Below are 17,596 nucleotides of genomic sequence, written 5' to 3'. Positions count from 1 at the left end.
TCTATCACGATACCTGAATTGAATCCTTAATATCCTTATTTGAATCCATAAAAAAACCTACTCCATCGGAGTAGGTTTTTGTTTATATTTAAAAAAAAACTGTGTACAATTATTTATTCCTTCAACTCTAAAGGTGTTCCTTCTGCTAATTGAATGGCTCCTGACGACAATAAATGATTATTATCTATTTGATGTGACAATGATGCTTGTTGACGAATATACGCCATCTTAATAGCTGCTATCGCCGCTTCAGTGCCTTTATTTCCATAGACTCCTCCACTTCTATCAATGGATTGTTGCATCGTATTATCAGTCAAAACACAAAAAATAACAGGAATATCCGTTTGAACATTCAAGTCTTTAATTCCTTGAGTTACGCCCTCGCATACAAAATCAAAATGTTTAGTTTGCCCTTGAATTACGCATCCAATAGCAATCACCGCATCTACATTTTGAGTTTGCAACATTTTCTTTGAACCATATATAAGTTCGAAACTTCCTGGAACATTCCATCGAATAATATGCTGTGCTGGAACTTGGTTTTCCAGAAGGGCTTCAACAGCGCCTCTATAAAGGCCTTCAGTTATAGAATCATTCCATTCTGAAACAACAATCCCAAAGCGAAAATCTTTTGCGTTTGGGATTGAATTTTTATCGTACTCTGATAAGTTTTTATTTACGGTAGCCATTTGATTTTAGAATTTTGATTTTAGAATTTTGATTTCAGATATTAAAGGTAGCATTTTGAAATCAAAAATTTACAATCTTAAACCACCAAACTCATCTCATTTTTTACTATTGTGCTAATCCTATCAAAACGTCAACTGAAGCATACTCTGGAGTTCCTTCAAAATTGTCTTTAATGTCTGTGAAATATTTCAAAGCATCTGCTTTATTACCTAAAGCTAAAGCTGTTTTTCCAGCTTTTAACAAAAAACGTGGCGTAGTAAAATCGTTTTTATTTGATTCAGCTGCTTTTACGTAATTTTCTAGAGCTTCTTTCGGTTGATTTTTTTGAGAATAAGCATCTCCAATTGCTCCTTTTGCCAAAGCGCCCAAAACTATATCATCCGATTTAAATTTACTTAAGTAATCGATCGCTTCAGTATATTTTCCAGTATTCAAATAAGCAATTCCTGCATAATAATTAGCTAGATTTCCTGCATCAGTTCCAGAATATTCATCCGCAATTTTTAAGAACCCGAATTTACCTTCTGAACCATTTAAAGATAATTTATATAAAGAGTCACTTGCTACTCCATCAGTTGCTTTTTGGAAATTTTGCTGTGCTACAAACATTTCATTTGCTGCTTCATCTTGTTGCGGCATAGCAATGAATCGTTGGTATCCTAAGTAACCAATTGTAAAAATAGCGGCGGCGGCCACTAAACCAATAATAATTTTTTGATTTTTAGCTACCCAATCCTCGGTTATTGTAGCAGTCTCATCTAATTTAGAAAAAACTTCTGCCGTTGTGCTGTCTTTTCCGTCAATGACTACAGCTTCAACTCCGTCTTTTACTTCTTTTTCTTTTGGTGCTTTATATCCTCTTTTACTGTACGTAGCCATTTATTTTTAATTTAGTGAATCGCAAAAATAAAATTTTTATTCAAACCGACATAAAAAATATGCTTTTATATTCAAAAAAAAAATTATAGGAGGTTCTTTCTTTCCAATGCTAAAATAATTAGCATAGAAAAAAGCCAAACGTCATTTTTATCGATATTTTTCAATAATTTGCACCCACTTTGAAAAACTCATTTAAAAACATCAAAGTTCTCAATACCAGCAAGCCTTACAGATGTATTTAAAAAAGATTTCATTATTCAATTATAAGAATTTTTCGGAAGCAAATTTCGATTTTGACAGCAAAATTAATTGTTTTGTAGGTAAAAATGGTATTGGAAAGACAAATGTGCTTGATGCAATCTATCATTTATCTTACGGAAAAAGCTATTTTAACCCATTAGCTGTTCAAAATATTAAGCATGGAGAAGAATTCTTTGTGATTGATGCCGAATTTGAAAAAAATGAAAGAAATGAACAAATTATTTGCAGTCTGAAAAAAGGGCAAAAGAAGATATTGAAACGCAATGGAAAAGCCTATGACAAATTCTCAGATCATATTGGTTTTATTCCTTTGGTTATCATTTCTCCTGCCGACAGGGATTTGATCGTGGAAGGCAGCGAAACCAGAAGAAAATTCATGGACAGCGTGATTTCGCAATTGGATTCTCATTATTTACAGCAACTCATTCAATATCAAAAAGTAATGAGTCAACGCAATGCTTTGTTGAAATATTTTGCATTGAATCATGTTTTCGATACCGACACGCTCTCCATATATAATGAGCAACTTAATAGTTTTGGAGATTATATTTTCGAAAAAAGAAAAGAATTTATCAACCAGTTTATTCCTATTTTCAACTCACATCACCAAGCCATAACAGGTTCACAAGAAACAGTTCAGATGGTATATGAAAGTCATTTATTCGAAAAAGATTTATTGACTTTATTACAGGAAAACATCAACAAAGACAGAGCTTTGCATTATACGAGTGTGGGAATTCATAAAGACGATTTAGCCTTTGAAATTGACCAATATCCAATCAAGAAATTTGGCTCGCAAGGCCAACAAAAATCATTTCTAATTGCTTTAAAACTAGCTCAATTTGAGTTTCTAAAAAAGCAAAGCGGCGTAAAACCGATTCTATTATTTGATGACATCTTTGATAAACTGGACGAAAGTCGCGTAGCCAAAATAATCGAAATGGTCAACAGCGACACTTTTGGTCAGCTTTTTATTTCAGATACACATCCGGAACGCACGGAAGCCATTGTGAAATCCACGCATCAGACGTATAAAATTTTCAACTTATAACTTTTATTTAATAATTTATAGGGTTCGAAAATTTAAAAAATACCTATTTTAGCGTATTCAATTTTAAACGCGATCACAATGAAATTTCATTCCATATTCATGGCAATCATATGCTTTGCTATTTTATCCTGCAGCGGACAAAATTCCAAAGAAATCAAAACAATTGATTCAAAAGCCTTTGCAGAAAAAATTGCAACAACTCCAAATCCACAAATTCTGGATGTACGAACTCCTGAAGAATTTACTCCTGATCATATTGACAATGCTACAAATATAAATTGGCTAGGAAACACCTTTGCTTCCGAAGTAGAAAAACTGGACAAATCACAACCTGTTTTTGTGTATTGTAAAAGTGGCGGAAGAAGTCAGAAAGCAGCTGAAAAACTAAATGAATTAGGTTTCAAAACCATTTATCAATTAGATGGAGGAATGTTAAAATGGGACGCTTCCGGACGCGCTAAACCGAGTGATAAAATTATAGGCCTATCCGTTCCAGAGTACAACAAACTGTTAGATACCGATAAAAAAGTGCTGATTAATTTTTATGCGGAGTGGTGTGCGCCCTGCAAAAAAATGACCCCTTATGTTTTACAGATGCAAAAAGATTTAGCAGACAAAGTGGTGATCATTCGATTGGATGCCGATAAAAATAAAACCTTGATTTCTCAAATGAAAATCATTGAACTTCCTACCTTATTATTGTATGACAACGCAGCCGTAAAATGGAAACATTCTGGTTTTATAAGTGAAAATGATTTAAAAAAACAATTACAATAGCTTCAAAATGCTGTCAAAAGATACGTTACAATTTCTGGATGATTTAAAAGCCAACAACAATAGAGATTGGTTTTTGGACAATAAAAAACGCTACGAAGCGGTCAAGAAAGATTATCAACAATTGGTTGGCGATTTTCTTGATGCTATGAAACCACTGGATCCATCGCTGGAAATGCTGGAAGTAAAAAATTGCACCTTCAGAATCAATCGGGATATACGGTTTTCTAAAGATAAAACTCCGTATAAATCGCACTTGGGCGTTTGGCTTTCTTCAGGTGCAAAAGGCATGAATCGATCTGGTTATTACCTTCATTTAGAAAAAGGAGCCAGTTTTATTGCCGGAGGATTGTATTGCCCCGAACCAGAAGATTTAAAAAAAATGCGTAAAGAAATTGCTTATTTCCATGATGATTTAGAAACCATTCTTAATAAAAAAGATTTCAAAAAGGAATTTAAAGATTTCGATCGCAATGAAAAAAATATGCTGAAAAATCCACCTCGAGGTTTCGAAAAAGAACATCCAGCGATTGAATTCCTAAAACTAAAAAGCTTTGAATCTTCTCAAAGAATTGATATTTCAGAAGCGACAAAAAAAGATTTTGTTGCTACAATGAGTAAAAAATTAATTGTGCTTAAACCCCTGAACGATTTTATAAATCGAGCTTTAACCTCTGAGTAAATATAATTTACACTGATGAAAAAAAAGAAAATACTTTTTCTGGGAGAATCCTACAGAGCTGATGCCATCACATGGATGAATGGTTTAAAGGAATTTGGTGATTTTGAAATTATTACCTGGGAATTAAAAACCCCCAGCAATTGTATTCACAACCGAATTTTAAGGATTTTCGAATTTGAATTAGCTATTTTTAAAATTAGGAAAATAATAAAAGCCCAACAGCCGGATATGGTGATTGCGGAAAGAACTACAAGTTATGGTTTTCTTGCTGCATTATCGGGTGTAAAACCATTTGCAATTGCACAACAAGGCAAAACCGATTTATGGCCTGAAAAATCGATTTCATTACCTCTAAAAAAACTCATTCAGAATTACGCTTTTAAAAAAGCAGATTTAATTCATGCTTGGGGACCCGTAATGACCATTTCGATGCTAGAAGCCAATGTGGACATGAAGAAAGTGTTGGTTTTACCAAAGGGAATTGATTTGGCTAAATTTGGAAACCAAAACACTGCCAATCCAGAAAAAATTTGTGCCATAGTCACTCGTTCTTTATTACCGGAATATCGTCATAGTATTATTTTAAAAGCATTTGCTATTTTAAACCAAAAAGGAATAGATTTTGTACTTACTATTATAGGAGACGGAACACAACTTTCTAAATTAAAAGATTTAGCAAAAGATTTAGGCATTGAAAATAAAGTCAACTTTACCGGAAGAATTCCAAATACTGAGTTACCAAAACTATTACAGCAATCTAATATTTACATTAGCATGCCAATAACAGAAGGTGTTTCAGCTTCATTATTTGAAGCTATGGCTACTAATTGTTATCCAATTGTAACCGATATTCCAGGAAATCAGAGTTGGATTAAACACCGCAAAAACGGGCAATTGGTTACAGTTGATAATTTTAAAATGTTGGCAGACGAATTAATCTGGGCATTTGAAAACAATAAACACCGAAACGAAGCCGTCATAAAAAATAGAATGTTTTTAGAAAAAAATGCAGATTACAACATAAATATGAAAATCATTGCCAATAAATACCACGAATTAATTAGCACAAATAGCCCCAATTAACTATGTGTGGAATTAATGGAATCTTGCATTTACAATCACAAAAAAAAGTTGACGAACGTGTTCTTACAAAGATGCGCGATTCGCTGGAACATCGAGGTCCAGATGATAAAGGATTGTTCATCGCAAACAATATTGGTTTTGGACACAGGAGGCTTTCAATTTTGGATATTTCCTTAGCCGGACACCAACCTTTCCTATCGGAAGATGGAAGATATGTACTGGTTTATAATGGTGAAATCTACAATTTTAGAGAATTTTATCCAGAGTTAAAAAGCAATGGATTTGACATCAAAACCACTTCGGACACCGAGGTTTTGATGAAATTATTTCAGTTGCATGGTTTAAAAATGCTCAACCGCCTCAACGGTATGTTTGCATTCGCCATTTGGGATAAATCAGAAAAAAAGCTAACCATCGTTCGGGACCGAATGGGCGTCAAGCCTTTATATTACGCTTTTTACAACGACACTTTTTATTTTGCTTCCGAACAAAAAGCACTTTTCACCGCTGGAGTTCCACTCAAAATGGCACACGACGGACTGGAAGAATACATTTTTAACCGATTTGTTGCCGGTGAAAATACGTTATATCAAAATGTAAAAAAGGTATTACCTGGACACATCATGACCGTTCATGAAGGCGGAAAAACCACCACCTCCAAATGGTGGAATTTAAAAAAGGAAATTCAAAACCAACCGGAAATAAAAAATCCGATAGAGTGGTTTCGAGAAACGTTTGATGATGCTGTAAAAATGCGAATGGTAAGCGACGTTCCTGTGGGCGTTATGTTAAGTGGCGGACTGGATTCCTCGTCTATTTTAGCTTCACTACACCATCAAAAATATAAAGATATTCAAACCTTTAATATTGGTTTTAAAGAGAAAGAACACAATGAAGCACATTTAGCTAAAATGATGGCAGAAAAATTCGATTATGGATTTCAAACCATGCAATTAGAAGATCAAAATCTTTATGAACAGTTAATAAATTCCACTTATTTTCAGGATGAACCTATCATGCATTTAAGCGAACCACATCTTTTAGCGGTTTCACAAATAGCAAAACCTGCCGTAAAAGTGTTACTTTCAGGTGAAGGCGCGGATGAGTTAATGGGAGGGTATGTGCGGTACAAAGCCTTACAATATCCATCTTTATTGAATTCTATAGCCACCATTGGAAATCTGGATGTTTTTACAAAACAACCACGGTACGAAAAATTAACGCGTTATGCCCGAATCGTAAAAAAATCTGACTTGGTCCTATTCAATGGTTCCAACATTTATCCAAATGATATTGCAGAGACTTTCGGAATTAACACGCCTCCAAAAAACGAATACAGGAAAAAAATCTACAAAGAGGCTAAATCGTTGTATCCCGGTAATTTACGCCGACAAGCACTTTATTTTGACCAACATACCTATTTATGCTCCCTTCTCGATAGGAATGACCGTTGTACTATGGGAGCATCGGTTGAATGTAGAGAGCCTTTTTTGGACCCGAGATTAGTTGTTGGATTAGGTTCATTGGAAGATAAATGGCTTTTTAAAGGAAAAAAATGGAAATTCATTCTAAAAAAGGCAATGGAAGAACGTTTGCCAGATGAAATTCTTAAATTCAGAAAAGTGGGGCTAAGTGCTCCCTGGGGTGACTACATCACAAAAAGTCCTGCTTTTAAAGAAGAATTAGAATCTTTCACGAAAAGTGATTTATTTCAAATTCCTTATTTTGAGCATCTAAACATTCGAAAACTCGTTCAAAATTTACAAAAAGGAGACACCCGAATGACTCCGTACATTATGCCCTTGTTTATGATGCATATCTGGATGAAAACGTATACAACTAAATTTTAATTCTTACTTTTAGCTTACAATTAAACTATTCTAAACCGCACTTTCTTTTATGGAAATATTACCTAATTTCTCTTTAAAAAAATACAATACTTTTGGCATCGAAGCCAAAGCAAAACAGTTTGTTGCCGTTCATTCTGTTCAAGATTTGAAAACTATTTTACAGGAAAATAAACCGCAGCAAAAATTTATTTTAGGTGGCGGAAGCAATATGCTTTTGACAAAAGACATTGATGCACTGGTTGTTCATATCGATTTGAAAGGCAAGAGAATTATTGAAGATAACGGTGATTTTGTTTGGGTCGAAAGTCAGGCTGGTGAAAGCTGGCATGAATTTGTGCTTTGGACCATCGACCAAAATTTTGGCGGATTGGAAAACATGTCACTCATTCCGGGAAACGTTGGAACAACGCCAGTCCAAAATATTGGTGCTTATGGAACCGAAATTAAAGACACTTTTGTTTCCTGTGAAGCAATGACTATAGAAAGCCAGAAAATGAAAACGTTCACAAAGGAAGAATGCCGTTTTGGATACCGAGAAAGCATTTTTAAAAACGAAGTGAAAAACCAATATATTATTACGTCGGTTGTCTTTAAATTGACAAAAACGAACCATAAAATCAATACATCTTACGGAGATATTTCGGCTGAATTAGCCAGAAACAACATCAATAATCCTACTTTAAAGGACGTCAGCAATGCCGTAATTACTATTCGACAAAGCAAATTACCCGATCCAAAACAGTTGGGAAACAGCGGTAGTTTCTTTAAAAATCCAATTCTTCTGAAATCAGATTTCCAAAAAATTCATCAGCAATTTCCCAAAATGAAATATTTTGATATTTCTGAAACTGAAGTAAAAGTTCCCGCTGGCTGGCTCATTGAGCAAGCTGGTTTCAAAGGAAAACGGTTTGGCGATGCCGGAATTCATAAAAATCAAGCTTTGGTTTTAGTGAATTATGGCAGTGCGACCGGACAAGAAATTTTGAATATTTCTAAAGATATTCAAGAGACAATTTTTAAAAAGTTTGGCATTCATATTGAAGCCGAAGTAAATATAATTTAGCAACTAGGTAATAGGTATTAGGCATTACACAAATAAATTCTAAAAAAAACCCTTTTACTAATCCCTACTACTAATTCCCAAAAAACCAACACCTAAAACCCAATCATAAAATGTACATTCCAGAAATCTATAAAAACGAAAATCAAGAAGAAATTAGAAAATTTATTCAAGCGAATAGCTTTGGTATTTTAATCAATCAAGCCAATGGTAAATTGTGCGCAACACATATTCCTTTGGAACTGGAGGCTAATGAAGAAGGCAAGGACATTTTATGCGGGCACATTTCCAAAGAAAACCCACAGTGGAATGGTTTTATAGACAATGACCAAGTTTTAGCCGTGTTTTCAGGACCACATTCTTATATTTCTTCTTCTTGGTACGACCATGAAAATGTGCCAACATGGAATTATATTGCCGTTCATGTGTACGGAAAAATCAAAATTATCGAAGGAGAAGCCGTTATTGAATCCTTGAAAAAGCTAGTCGACAAGTACGAACAAAATTCAGAAAACCCAGTTCGCATCGAAGATTTGTCTAAGAAAACCATGATGCAAACTCGTGGTATTGTAGCGTTTGAAATTGAAATAACCGAAATTCAAGCCACTAAAAAAATATCTCAAAACAGGGATCAAAAAAATTATCAAAACATCATTTCTGAGCTAGAAAAAACCAACACGAATCAATCGATCGCTATTGCAAATGAGATGAAGAAATGCCCAATATAAATTCTTTCGAAATTCACACATTGTATTTAACAATTCACAATTCAATTCATACCTTTGCACTCTCCCGAAATTTCGGAATTAATAACTCATTAAACACAGATGCTTATACTAATTCTTTACTTTTTTATTTTTATCGTTGTTGTTCAAATTTCATATTATTTAGGTGTTTTTAGAAAATTTGCTTTCATTAAAGCACAAAATATCACACCAAAAAGAATCCCGATTTCGGTGATTGTTTGCGCCAAAAATGAAGAAAAAAATGTTGCTAATTTTATTCCTCTGCTTGCGGAGCAAAACTATCCGGACTTTGAAATAGTTCTGATTGATGATGCGTCAAGTGATGCTACTTTGGAGATATTTGAAGGTTTTGAAAGGCAATATCCAAATGTTCGTTTAGTAAAAGTAGAGAACAATGAAGCCTTTTGGGGAAACAAAAAATATGCCCTGACTTTAGGAATAAAAGCCGCCAAAAAAGAGTATCTATTATTTACAGATGCTGATTGCTATCCAACCTCAAAAGAATGGATTACAGCTATGAGTTCTCAATTTACAATGCAAAAAACAATTGTTTTGGGTTATGGTAAATATGAAAAAATTCCTAATTCATTTTTGAATAAAATAATACGTTATGAAACTTTATTAACGGCAATTCAATATTTTTCATGGGCCAAAATTGGACATCCGTATATGGGCGTTGGAAGAAATTTAGCCTATAAAAAAGAAGAATTTTTCTCTGTAAATGGCTTTATAGATCACATGCAAATTCGTTCTGGTGACGATGATTTATTTGTAAACCAAGCTTCAAAAGCTAAAAACACAACTATTGCCTATACACCAGACAGTTTTACGATTTCTAAACCAAAAACAACATATAAAGACTGGTTGATTCAAAAAAGACGGCATATTGCTACTGCAAACTATTATAAATCTTCCGATAAAGTACAGTTAGGAGCATTCTATTGTTCGCAATTACTCTTTATTTTATTACCCATTATATTATTAGCCTTTCAGTTTCAATGGATACTTGTTTTAAGTTTAATTGCATTACGCTATCTTACGGCATGGCTTGTGGTGGGATTTTCGGCAGGTAAACTTAAGGAACACGATATTAAATTCTGGTTTCCTATCGTTGAGATAGTTCTTATCTTCACACAAATCAATATCTTTATAACAAATACATTCTCAAAACCAGTACATTGGAAATAAACAAACAAATAGAAAAGGCAAAACAAGGCGATCAGGTTGCCTTTACTTTTCTATTGGATTATTATTGGAATGAAGTGTATGGATTTATGCTAAAACGTACCGAAAATGAAACCAATGCCGAAGATATTACCATCGAAACGTTCTCGAAAGCGTTCGATAAAATAGCCACTTACAACTCAGAATTCCAGTTTAACACATGGCTGATTGCTATTGCAAAAAATGTACACATTGATTTACTGCGAAAAAAGAAATCAAGTCTTTTTGTCGAAATTACCGATGAGCATGATCAGCAAGCCTACAATATTGCCGACACTACTCCATCTGCAGAAGATGAATTGATTACGGAACAAAACCTTTCTCGATTACTAGAATTCATCAAAGAATTGAAACCACATTATCAAGAAGTGATTCAGCTGCGTTATTTCCAAGAAATGAGTTATCAGGAAATTGCCAATAAAATTGACGAACCATTGAGTAATGTGAAGATTAAATTGCTTCGCGCCAAAAAACTTCTTGCAGCAATTATTCAAAATAAAAGATAGCCTTATTTTAGCACAACAGTATCGATTCTTAATTGTTTAAAAACAAAAAAGTGATCTAATTCTTGATAGACCACTTTTTTAAATCAAAAGCAAGTACCGCTTTCTAAAAAATTATCTTATAATTCTTTCCGGATAATCCGTAATAATTCCGCTTACTTTAAGCTCTTGTAAATTCTTGATATCCACGGGTTCATTCACAGTCCAAGGATAAATTTTAAAATTATTAGCTTTCATTACAGCAACATTTTCAGCAGTTAAAGTTTTATAATACGGGTTTATTGCCTGCGCATTAAGGTGTTTTCCTGTTTTGATACTACTTTCAATTGGTTCTTTATAAGTAAGTAATCCAATAGCTATTTTAGTACTTAAAGACCTCATTTTTTGCAATTCTCCTATTCGAAAGCTAGAAATAAAAAAGTTTTTATTTCTCCATCCTTTTTTCTTGTATTCTTCTATTATTTTATAAGTGTCCGTGGCGGTGTTTCTCCCTTTCAATTCAATATTAAGCACTACTTTTCTATCAATAGCGTCAATAACTTCTTGCAAAGTTGGGATTTGATGTTTCCCTCCAACTAAGACTTTTCTCAAATCATCGAAAGTGTAATCCTCAATTTTTCCCTTAGCATTAGTGATTCGATTCAAATCATCGTCGTGAAAAACAACCATTTCACCCGTTTTAATTTTATAAACATCTATTTCCACCATATCGGCTTTCAATTCGATTCCTTTTTCTATTGATGCTAATGTGTTCTCTGTGGCATGGCCCATTGCTCCTCTATGACCACAAACAACAAATTTGTCAGCAGTACAATTTAAAAATAATAAGGCTACTGATGAAGCCAATAGTAGTGTGGTAAATTTCATAACTTTCTTTTACGTTTTTGCGGTAAAAATAACGTATTCCGTAAGCTCAAATATTAAGAAAGGATTAAATTAAACTGTTGGGTGTGATTAAATGATTTTATTTTTGAGATTATTTAGTAGTCGATCAACGAGAATTAAACTGATTTCGCTAAATCTCTTTAAATATCAAATTCTCACTGTGAACAGACATAAATTCAGCGGTTCCCAAAAATGTAAAAACGGGATTACAAAACATACTTAACAACTTGGATGCAAGTCAAAGTTGAAAGGATTATCGATAAATACTCCGAAAAGTTTGCCTAAAGAAATGGAAGAATACATGGGTTTTACGGTCTTGTTGATGACAGAATCAGCAAAAATATTTTATTTCATCGTTCAATACAACAGCAAAGCGTATTCATTGATTTGGATGTACTTTTTTAATTAATTAATTAATTCAAGTTTAAGAATTTTATAAATAATTAATCAAAATTATCGTTAAATAAATAAAGATAAAATCATTTATATCAAAAATAATAATTAAATTTATATACTAAAATTCTTATTTTAGAAAGTTCAAAATCAAACATCGCTGCTTATGATTTAATTACTACTTAACCATTAAATCCATAAATTATGTCAAAACTAAGCATTTACGAGACCGGTTGGATTAACCTTGTTTTTCAAGACCGAAACAAAGAATATGGAGCGTATCAATTGCGCCAAGAAAGTACTAAAACGGCATTAACAGCTCTTTTTATGGGTGTGTTGTTTATCTTCGGAGCTTTAAGTATTCCCGTAATCATTACCTATTTGAATCCAATTAAAGGAATCACCATCGGTATTCCTGAATTTACAAATACTGTCGTCCAAGTTACTGACATAATTCCGAATCAGCTTGAAGAAAAAAAGAGTCTTCCTGAGATAAAAACCAAAAGTGTTGATATTCCTATCAAGAGTGACAAACTTGTTAATCCGATAATTGTTCAGGCTTCACAGGCAAATCAGGACATTGCAAAAAACACCGACAATACTAGCGTAACAAATACAAGCACTGAAGGAACTGGAACTGTAGGTATAAATCCAACTGCATCATCAGGAACAGGCACGGACACTTTAACGCCAGTTGACCTGGGAAATACTATTGTCAGCAGCGTTTCTTTGGATAAACTTCCTGAATTCCCCGGTGGAATTAATAAGTTCTACACTTACGTGGGCAATAATTTTGAAAAACAAGAAATCGAAGGTAGCGGTTCGATCCGGGTATATGTTTCTTTCGTAATTGAAAGAGACGGAAGCATGACTGACATTCAGGTCAAAAGAGATCCTGGTTACAGCTTGGGGAAAGAAGCGATTCGAGTGTTAAAATCCTTAAAAACAAAATGGTCGCCGGGAATGATTAACGGAAAAGCAGTGCGAACCGCCTATAACCTTCCCATTACGGTACAGATGAATTAAACAAATGAAAAGCTTCAAGTAATTTTGAAGCTTTTTTTATATTTTTCCTTATTTTTTACCATCCGATCTTCAACCAACAAGAAGTCCGAACTCCTAATTGCAGTGGCGTCCTGTACTGTCAATGTGAGGAACGTAGCAATCAGCGTGAATTTAACGGAAAGCAGGACGACTAATCCCTAAAAACAAGTACTATTGTGTTCCTAAAGCATCCGTTTCACTTTATTCAAATAAACAAGTAAAGGAATCCACAAACAAACTACATTCCTTATCTTTGTGCTTTGAAAATTAATATATGGAAACTGTTTTAGAAAATACTTTACCAGTAGGAGCCCGAGGCGGAGCCGAACTGAGCGGAGGTAAACCGAAATGGCTGAAGGTAAAACTCCCAATAGGCCAAAAATATACAGAGCTTCGCGGCTTAGTTGATAAATATAGTTTGAACACAATTTGTACTTCGGGAAGCTGCCCAAATATGGGAGAATGCTGGGGTGAGGGAACTGCAACGTTTATGATCTTAGGAAATGTATGTACTCGTTCTTGTGGTTTTTGTGGTGTAAAAACCGGGAGACCAGAAACGGTGGACTGGGATGAGCCGGAAAAAGTGGCGCGTTCTATCAAAATCATGAACATTAAACATGCTGTAATTACCAGCGTTGACAGAGATGATTTGAAAGACGGAGGTTCTATTATTTGGATTGAAACCGTAAAAGCCATTCGAAGAATGAACCCAAACACAACACTTGAAACATTAATCCCTGATTTTCAAGGTATCGAGAGAAATATTGATAGAATTGTGGAAGCGAATCCGGAAGTAGTGTCACACAACGTGGAAACCGTTCGCAGATTGACACGTGAAGTACGAATTCAGGCAAAATACGACCGAAGTCTGGAAGTATTGCGTTACTTGAAAGAAAAAGGAATCAACAGAACAAAGTCAGGAATTATGCTTGGTCTTGGAGAACAAGAAGAAGAAGTGTATCAAACGATGCGAGATTTGCGGGAAGCTAATGTTGATATTGTTACGATAGGTCAATACTTGCAACCAAGTAAAAAACACTTGCCTGTAAAGGAATTTATAACGCCGGAACAATTTGCAAAATACGAACAATTTGGTTTGGAATTAGGTTTCCGTCACGTCGAAAGCGGACCATTAGTTCGTTCCTCCTATAAAGCACAAAAACACATATTATAGTCGAATATCGTACAGTGAGAAAGTCGAAAGGCTTGACTTTGCGATTTTGAGACTTTAAGACTTTAAGACATATGATAAGAATTGCCATAAATGGTTTTGGAAGAATCGGCAGGAATTTATTTCGATTACTTTTAAACCATCCTTTGATTGAAGTTATAGCCATAAATGATATTGCTGATAAAAAAACAATGGCGCATTTAGTGAAATATGACAGTATTCACGGTGTTTTACCATTTGCGGTCAGCGATGACGAAAAAGGAATTCTGGTGGATGGAAATCATTTTCTGTTTTTTCACGAAAAAAGCATTGCAAACCTGGATTGGAAAAGTTTAGATATTGATTACGTTGTGGAATCCACTGGTAAATACAAAACTTTTGAAGAACTGAATTCCCATATAATTGCTGGCGCGAGAAAAGTCATTCTTTCTGCACCTTCAGAGGTTGACACCATAAAAACGATTGTGCTCGGTGTAAATGATTTTATTTTAGACGGGACTGAAACAATTATTTCCAATGCAAGTTGTACGACCAATAATGCAGCACCAATGATTAAAGTAATTAATGAACTTTGCGGCATAGAACAAGCGTACATCACTACCATTCATTCCTACACAACAGACCAAAGTTTACACGATCAACCGCATAAAGATTTACGTCGCGCACGCGGAGCGAGCCAGTCAATCGTACCTACAACTACTGGAGCAGCAAAAGCATTGACAAAAATATTCCCTGAGTTTGAAGGAAAAATTGGTGGTTGTGGTATACGAGTGCCCGTTCCAGATGGTTCTTTGACTGATATTACTTTTAATGTTAAACGGACGGTGACCATAAATGAGATTAACGCTGCTTTTAAAATTGCCTCGCAAACAAATTTAAAGGGAATTTTGGATTACACCGAAGATCCTATTGTTTCTGTTGATGTGATTGGCAATAAAAATTCATGTATATTTGATGCTCAACTCACTTCTGTTATTGATAAAATGGTAAAAGTAGTAGGATGGTATGATAATGAAATAGGCTATTCGTGTAGAATTATTGATTTAATTCTGCTGACAAAAAATCAAAATAAACCCCAAGAAAAAATTCAGCAATAAATGAAGTGTTTTTTTGCTTTTATTATTTTTTTTTACTCCACATTGTATGCTCATCCTAATGAGGAAACAGACAGCACAGCCTACTATAGCAGTTTAAGTAATTCCAGTATTCTTAAAAATAATTATAAAGAAGCGTTATTATATACTCAAAAAGCAATACGTAACGCTGAAATAGACAAAAGCATCAAAGACCAAGCGCAGCAAACCTTCAATCTTGGGAAAATTTATTTTGATCTAAAAAAATACGATGATGCGGTAGAAGCACTACTCAAAAGTGCTGCATTATTTTCAAATTTTGAGCCAAGTCCAGAGCGTTCCGCAACCTATTACCATATTGGCTTATGCTACATGCAAAAGGAAAATTACGATAGAGCTTCGATATATTTTGAGCGATCAGAATCTATTAATAATAAATTAAGAATTCCTGACATTGCTGAATTATTTAACCTCCAAAAAGGGTTAATATACATATCAAAAAATAAAGTAGATGAAGCATTATATTCTTTTAAAATTATAATTGCAAAACCTGACAATCCCGCTTTGACAAACACAAAAGCGGAAGCCTCATACCATTTAGGAAAAATTGAGGCCAGCCGAAATAGATATAATTTAGCTTTAAACTATCTAAACAAATCATTCGAATTAAACAGTAAAACCAAAAATTTAGATCAGAAATCAAATATTTTACTTGCCTTAAGTGCTGTTTATGAGAAGACGTTAGATAAAAACAACGCGTATTTCTATTTAAAACAGCATCTCAATTTAAAAGAGAGCATTACAATTTTGAACAATGAAAGGCTGGGAATAGATGATTACCAAAAGTTTAAAGAGTCTGAAAAATTAAAAGAAATTGCACAAGGCAATTTTGAAAATAAGGAGCAAGAAAAGGCCAAAAAATTTTCTAAATTAATCAGTATTTTTGCAATTGCTTTAATTTCAATCTTATCGTTATTAAGTCTATCCTTGTATAAAAATAACATCATTAGAAATCAGTCTAATCTATTACTGCAAGAAAAAAACAAAGAATTAGAAATCGCTAAAGACAAAGCAGAAAAAGCATCAAAAGCGAGATCTGAATTTTTATCGACTGTAAGCCATGAGCTCCGAACGCCCTTGAATGCCATCAACGGTATCACTCATTTATTATTGGAAGAAAATCCTCAGAAGAATCAAATGGACTATTTGACTTCCTTAAAATTTTCGGGAGACTACTTAACAAAATTCATTAATGAAATTTTAGAAATTAATAAAATTGACTCTCACAAATCAGAAATAGAATACACCAGTTTTAATCTTAAAAAATTGCTAGAGGACATCAAACATTCTTTGAAAGAATTGGCCGTGGTGAATAACAATAATTTTAAACTTGAAGTTGATCAGGCAATCCCCGATTATTTAATTGGTGATCCCACAAAATTATCACAGATTATACTGAATTTGATCAACAATGCCCTGAAATTTACAAAAAACGGAAACGTAACCATTATCAGCAATCTGGAAACCTTAGAAGATAAAAATGCAACCGTGTATTTTGAAATACGGGACACAGGAATAGGAATACCCGAAGACAAGCTAGCTAGTGTATTTGATAGTTTTTCGCAAGGCTCGATAGAAGTGAATCGTAAATATGGGGGAACCGGTTTAGGATTAACGATTGTAAAAAAATTAATTAGAATCCTTGGCGGACAAATCAAACTTAAAAGTGTGGTCGGTGAAGGATCTTCCTTTTCATTTTATTTAGCATTCCAAATAAGTGCGCAGCAAGAGTCTAAAAGTGAAATAAAACCAATGATAAAATACGATTCGTCTAAATTAATAAACAAGAAAATATTATTGGTTGAAGATAATAAAATCAATCAAATGATTACCAAGAAAATGCTGGATAATAAAGGAATTATCTGCGAAATAATTGATAACGGTGAGGATGCAATCGATTTATTAAAAACTAATGCATTCGACTTAGTCCTGATGGATGTTCACTTACCGGGCATTAACGGAACAATTGCAACAGAAACAATACGAACGTTTGACAGCACCACTCCCATTATCGCTCTTACAGCAATCTCATTACATGAAAACCGCGAAATGCTTTTATCATTTGGAATGAATGAAGTAATCACTAAGCCATTTGTGCCAGAGGAATTTTACAGTGTAATCGCTGAATATATTTAGCCCATTGATGCTCATGGTCGCAATTATTATA

Annotated in this window: 17 protein-coding genes; 14 read left to right on the top strand and 3 right to left on the bottom strand. The window is 34.0% G+C overall.

Annotation, left to right across the window (positions count from 1 at the left end; translation table 11 throughout):
• Positions 1 to 113: 113 nt before the first annotated feature.
• Positions 114 to 689 carry a 6,7-dimethyl-8-ribityllumazine synthase gene (gene ribH / locus ACNQGJ_RS08725; protein ID WP_417973815.1) on the bottom strand — a complete coding sequence of 192 codons (576 nt, stop codon included), beginning with the start codon at positions 687 to 689 and terminating at the stop codon, positions 114 to 116.
• A gap of 106 nt (positions 690 to 795) precedes the next feature.
• Entirely contained in the window at positions 796 to 1,569 is a 774-nt protein-coding gene (locus tag ACNQGJ_RS08720; RefSeq protein WP_417973813.1) for a tetratricopeptide repeat protein, read from the bottom strand.
• A gap of 232 nt (positions 1,570 to 1,801) precedes the next feature.
• Between ACNQGJ_RS08720 and recF the strand changes: the two genes are divergently transcribed.
• From recF to ACNQGJ_RS08675, 9 genes are all read left to right on the top strand, one after another.
• The gene (recF, locus tag ACNQGJ_RS08715) at positions 1,802 to 2,881 is read left to right on the top strand and encodes a DNA replication/repair protein RecF (protein ID WP_417973810.1); all 1,080 of its coding nucleotides are present in this window, start codon (positions 1,802 to 1,804) and stop codon (positions 2,879 to 2,881) included.
• A gap of 78 nt (positions 2,882 to 2,959) precedes the next feature.
• Positions 2,960 to 3,658 carry a thioredoxin domain-containing protein gene (locus ACNQGJ_RS08710; RefSeq protein WP_417973809.1) on the top strand — a complete coding sequence of 233 codons (699 nt, stop codon included), beginning with the start codon at positions 2,960 to 2,962 and terminating at the stop codon, positions 3,656 to 3,658.
• Positions 3,659 to 3,665: 7 nt separating this feature from the next.
• Positions 3,666 to 4,337 (top strand): DUF2461 domain-containing protein, encoded by a 672-nt coding sequence (locus ACNQGJ_RS08705; protein ID WP_417973807.1) that lies wholly within the window; start codon positions 3,666 to 3,668, stop codon positions 4,335 to 4,337.
• 15 nt (positions 4,338 to 4,352) lie between these two features.
• A complete protein-coding gene (locus ACNQGJ_RS08700; RefSeq protein ID WP_417973805.1) occupies positions 4,353 to 5,420 on the top strand; it encodes a glycosyltransferase in 1,068 nt (355 codons plus the stop codon).
• A gap of 2 nt (positions 5,421 to 5,422) precedes the next feature.
• Positions 5,423 to 7,270 (top strand): asparagine synthase (glutamine-hydrolyzing), encoded by a 1,848-nt coding sequence (asnB, locus tag ACNQGJ_RS08695; RefSeq protein ID WP_417973803.1) that lies wholly within the window; start codon positions 5,423 to 5,425, stop codon positions 7,268 to 7,270.
• Between the two features lie 49 nt (positions 7,271 to 7,319).
• Positions 7,320 to 8,333 (top strand): UDP-N-acetylmuramate dehydrogenase, encoded by a 1,014-nt coding sequence (murB, locus tag ACNQGJ_RS08690; RefSeq protein ID WP_417973801.1) that lies wholly within the window; start codon positions 7,320 to 7,322, stop codon positions 8,331 to 8,333.
• Between the two features lie 110 nt (positions 8,334 to 8,443).
• A complete protein-coding gene (locus ACNQGJ_RS08685) occupies positions 8,444 to 9,058 on the top strand; it encodes an FMN-binding negative transcriptional regulator (protein WP_417973799.1) in 615 nt (204 codons plus the stop codon).
• A gap of 99 nt (positions 9,059 to 9,157) precedes the next feature.
• Positions 9,158 to 10,264 carry a glycosyltransferase gene (locus ACNQGJ_RS08680; RefSeq protein WP_417973797.1) on the top strand — a complete coding sequence of 369 codons (1,107 nt, stop codon included), beginning with the start codon at positions 9,158 to 9,160 and terminating at the stop codon, positions 10,262 to 10,264.
• Complete coding sequence (locus tag ACNQGJ_RS08675; RefSeq protein WP_417973795.1) at positions 10,255 to 10,806, top strand: RNA polymerase sigma factor; 552 nt, start codon at positions 10,255 to 10,257, stop codon at positions 10,804 to 10,806. Before ACNQGJ_RS08680 ends, ACNQGJ_RS08675 begins: the two co-directional genes overlap by 10 nt.
• A gap of 111 nt (positions 10,807 to 10,917) precedes the next feature.
• Here the strand turns inward: ACNQGJ_RS08675 and ACNQGJ_RS08670 are convergent, their stop codons facing one another.
• Entirely contained in the window at positions 10,918 to 11,670 is a 753-nt protein-coding gene (locus ACNQGJ_RS08670; protein ID WP_417973793.1) for a glycerophosphodiester phosphodiesterase, read from the bottom strand.
• Positions 11,671 to 11,932: 262 nt separating this feature from the next.
• Between ACNQGJ_RS08670 and ACNQGJ_RS08665 the strand changes: the two genes are divergently transcribed.
• The 5 genes from ACNQGJ_RS08665 (at position 11,933) to ACNQGJ_RS08645 (ending at position 17,565) form a co-directional block, all read left to right on the top strand.
• On the top strand, positions 11,933 to 12,097 hold the full coding sequence (locus tag ACNQGJ_RS08665) for a hypothetical protein (RefSeq protein ID WP_417980341.1): 165 nt from the start codon (positions 11,933 to 11,935) through the stop codon (positions 12,095 to 12,097).
• A 188-nt stretch (positions 12,098 to 12,285) separates the two neighbouring features.
• Complete coding sequence (locus ACNQGJ_RS08660) at positions 12,286 to 13,107, top strand: energy transducer TonB (RefSeq protein WP_417973791.1); 822 nt, start codon at positions 12,286 to 12,288, stop codon at positions 13,105 to 13,107.
• 292 nt (positions 13,108 to 13,399) lie between these two features.
• Positions 13,400 to 14,299 (top strand): lipoyl synthase, encoded by a 900-nt coding sequence (gene lipA, locus ACNQGJ_RS08655; RefSeq protein ID WP_417973789.1) that lies wholly within the window; start codon positions 13,400 to 13,402, stop codon positions 14,297 to 14,299.
• 71 nt (positions 14,300 to 14,370) lie between these two features.
• A complete protein-coding gene (gene gap / locus ACNQGJ_RS08650) occupies positions 14,371 to 15,393 on the top strand; it encodes a type I glyceraldehyde-3-phosphate dehydrogenase (RefSeq protein ID WP_417973787.1) in 1,023 nt (340 codons plus the stop codon).
• Positions 15,394 to 17,565, top strand: coding sequence for a tetratricopeptide repeat-containing hybrid sensor histidine kinase/response regulator (locus tag ACNQGJ_RS08645; protein WP_417973785.1), 2,172 nt, complete (start codon positions 15,394 to 15,396; stop codon positions 17,563 to 17,565).
• Positions 17,566 to 17,596: the final 31 nt, after the last annotated feature.

Origin of the sequence: Flavobacterium cryophilum, from assembly GCF_048286555.1 — a bacterium.
Taxonomy (GTDB): Bacteria; Bacteroidota; Bacteroidia; order Flavobacteriales; family Flavobacteriaceae; genus Flavobacterium.
This window is presented reverse-complemented; position numbering and strand designations above follow the sequence as displayed.

Coding starts and splice junctions, on each gene's coding strand:
- ribH (WP_417973815.1), bottom strand. CDS start 689: ATGGCTACCGTAAATAAAAACTTATCAGAGTACGATAAAAATTCAATC.
- ACNQGJ_RS08720 (WP_417973813.1), bottom strand. CDS start 1,569: ATGGCTACGTACAGTAAAAGAGGATATAAAGCACCAAAAGAAAAAGAA.
- recF (WP_417973810.1), top strand. CDS start 1,802: ATGTATTTAAAAAAGATTTCATTATTCAATTATAAGAATTTTTCGGAA.
- ACNQGJ_RS08710 (WP_417973809.1), top strand. CDS start 2,960: ATGAAATTTCATTCCATATTCATGGCAATCATATGCTTTGCTATTTTA.
- ACNQGJ_RS08705 (WP_417973807.1), top strand. CDS start 3,666: ATGCTGTCAAAAGATACGTTACAATTTCTGGATGATTTAAAAGCCAAC.
- ACNQGJ_RS08700 (WP_417973805.1), top strand. CDS start 4,353: ATGAAAAAAAAGAAAATACTTTTTCTGGGAGAATCCTACAGAGCTGAT.
- asnB (WP_417973803.1), top strand. CDS start 5,423: ATGTGTGGAATTAATGGAATCTTGCATTTACAATCACAAAAAAAAGTT.
- murB (WP_417973801.1), top strand. CDS start 7,320: ATGGAAATATTACCTAATTTCTCTTTAAAAAAATACAATACTTTTGGC.
- ACNQGJ_RS08685 (WP_417973799.1), top strand. CDS start 8,444: ATGTACATTCCAGAAATCTATAAAAACGAAAATCAAGAAGAAATTAGA.
- ACNQGJ_RS08680 (WP_417973797.1), top strand. CDS start 9,158: ATGCTTATACTAATTCTTTACTTTTTTATTTTTATCGTTGTTGTTCAA.
- ACNQGJ_RS08670 (WP_417973793.1), bottom strand. CDS start 11,670: ATGAAATTTACCACACTACTATTGGCTTCATCAGTAGCCTTATTATTT.
- ACNQGJ_RS08660 (WP_417973791.1), top strand. CDS start 12,286: ATGTCAAAACTAAGCATTTACGAGACCGGTTGGATTAACCTTGTTTTT.
- lipA (WP_417973789.1), top strand. CDS start 13,400: ATGGAAACTGTTTTAGAAAATACTTTACCAGTAGGAGCCCGAGGCGGA.
- gap (WP_417973787.1), top strand. CDS start 14,371: ATGATAAGAATTGCCATAAATGGTTTTGGAAGAATCGGCAGGAATTTA.
- ACNQGJ_RS08645 (WP_417973785.1), top strand. CDS start 15,394: ATGAAGTGTTTTTTTGCTTTTATTATTTTTTTTTACTCCACATTGTAT.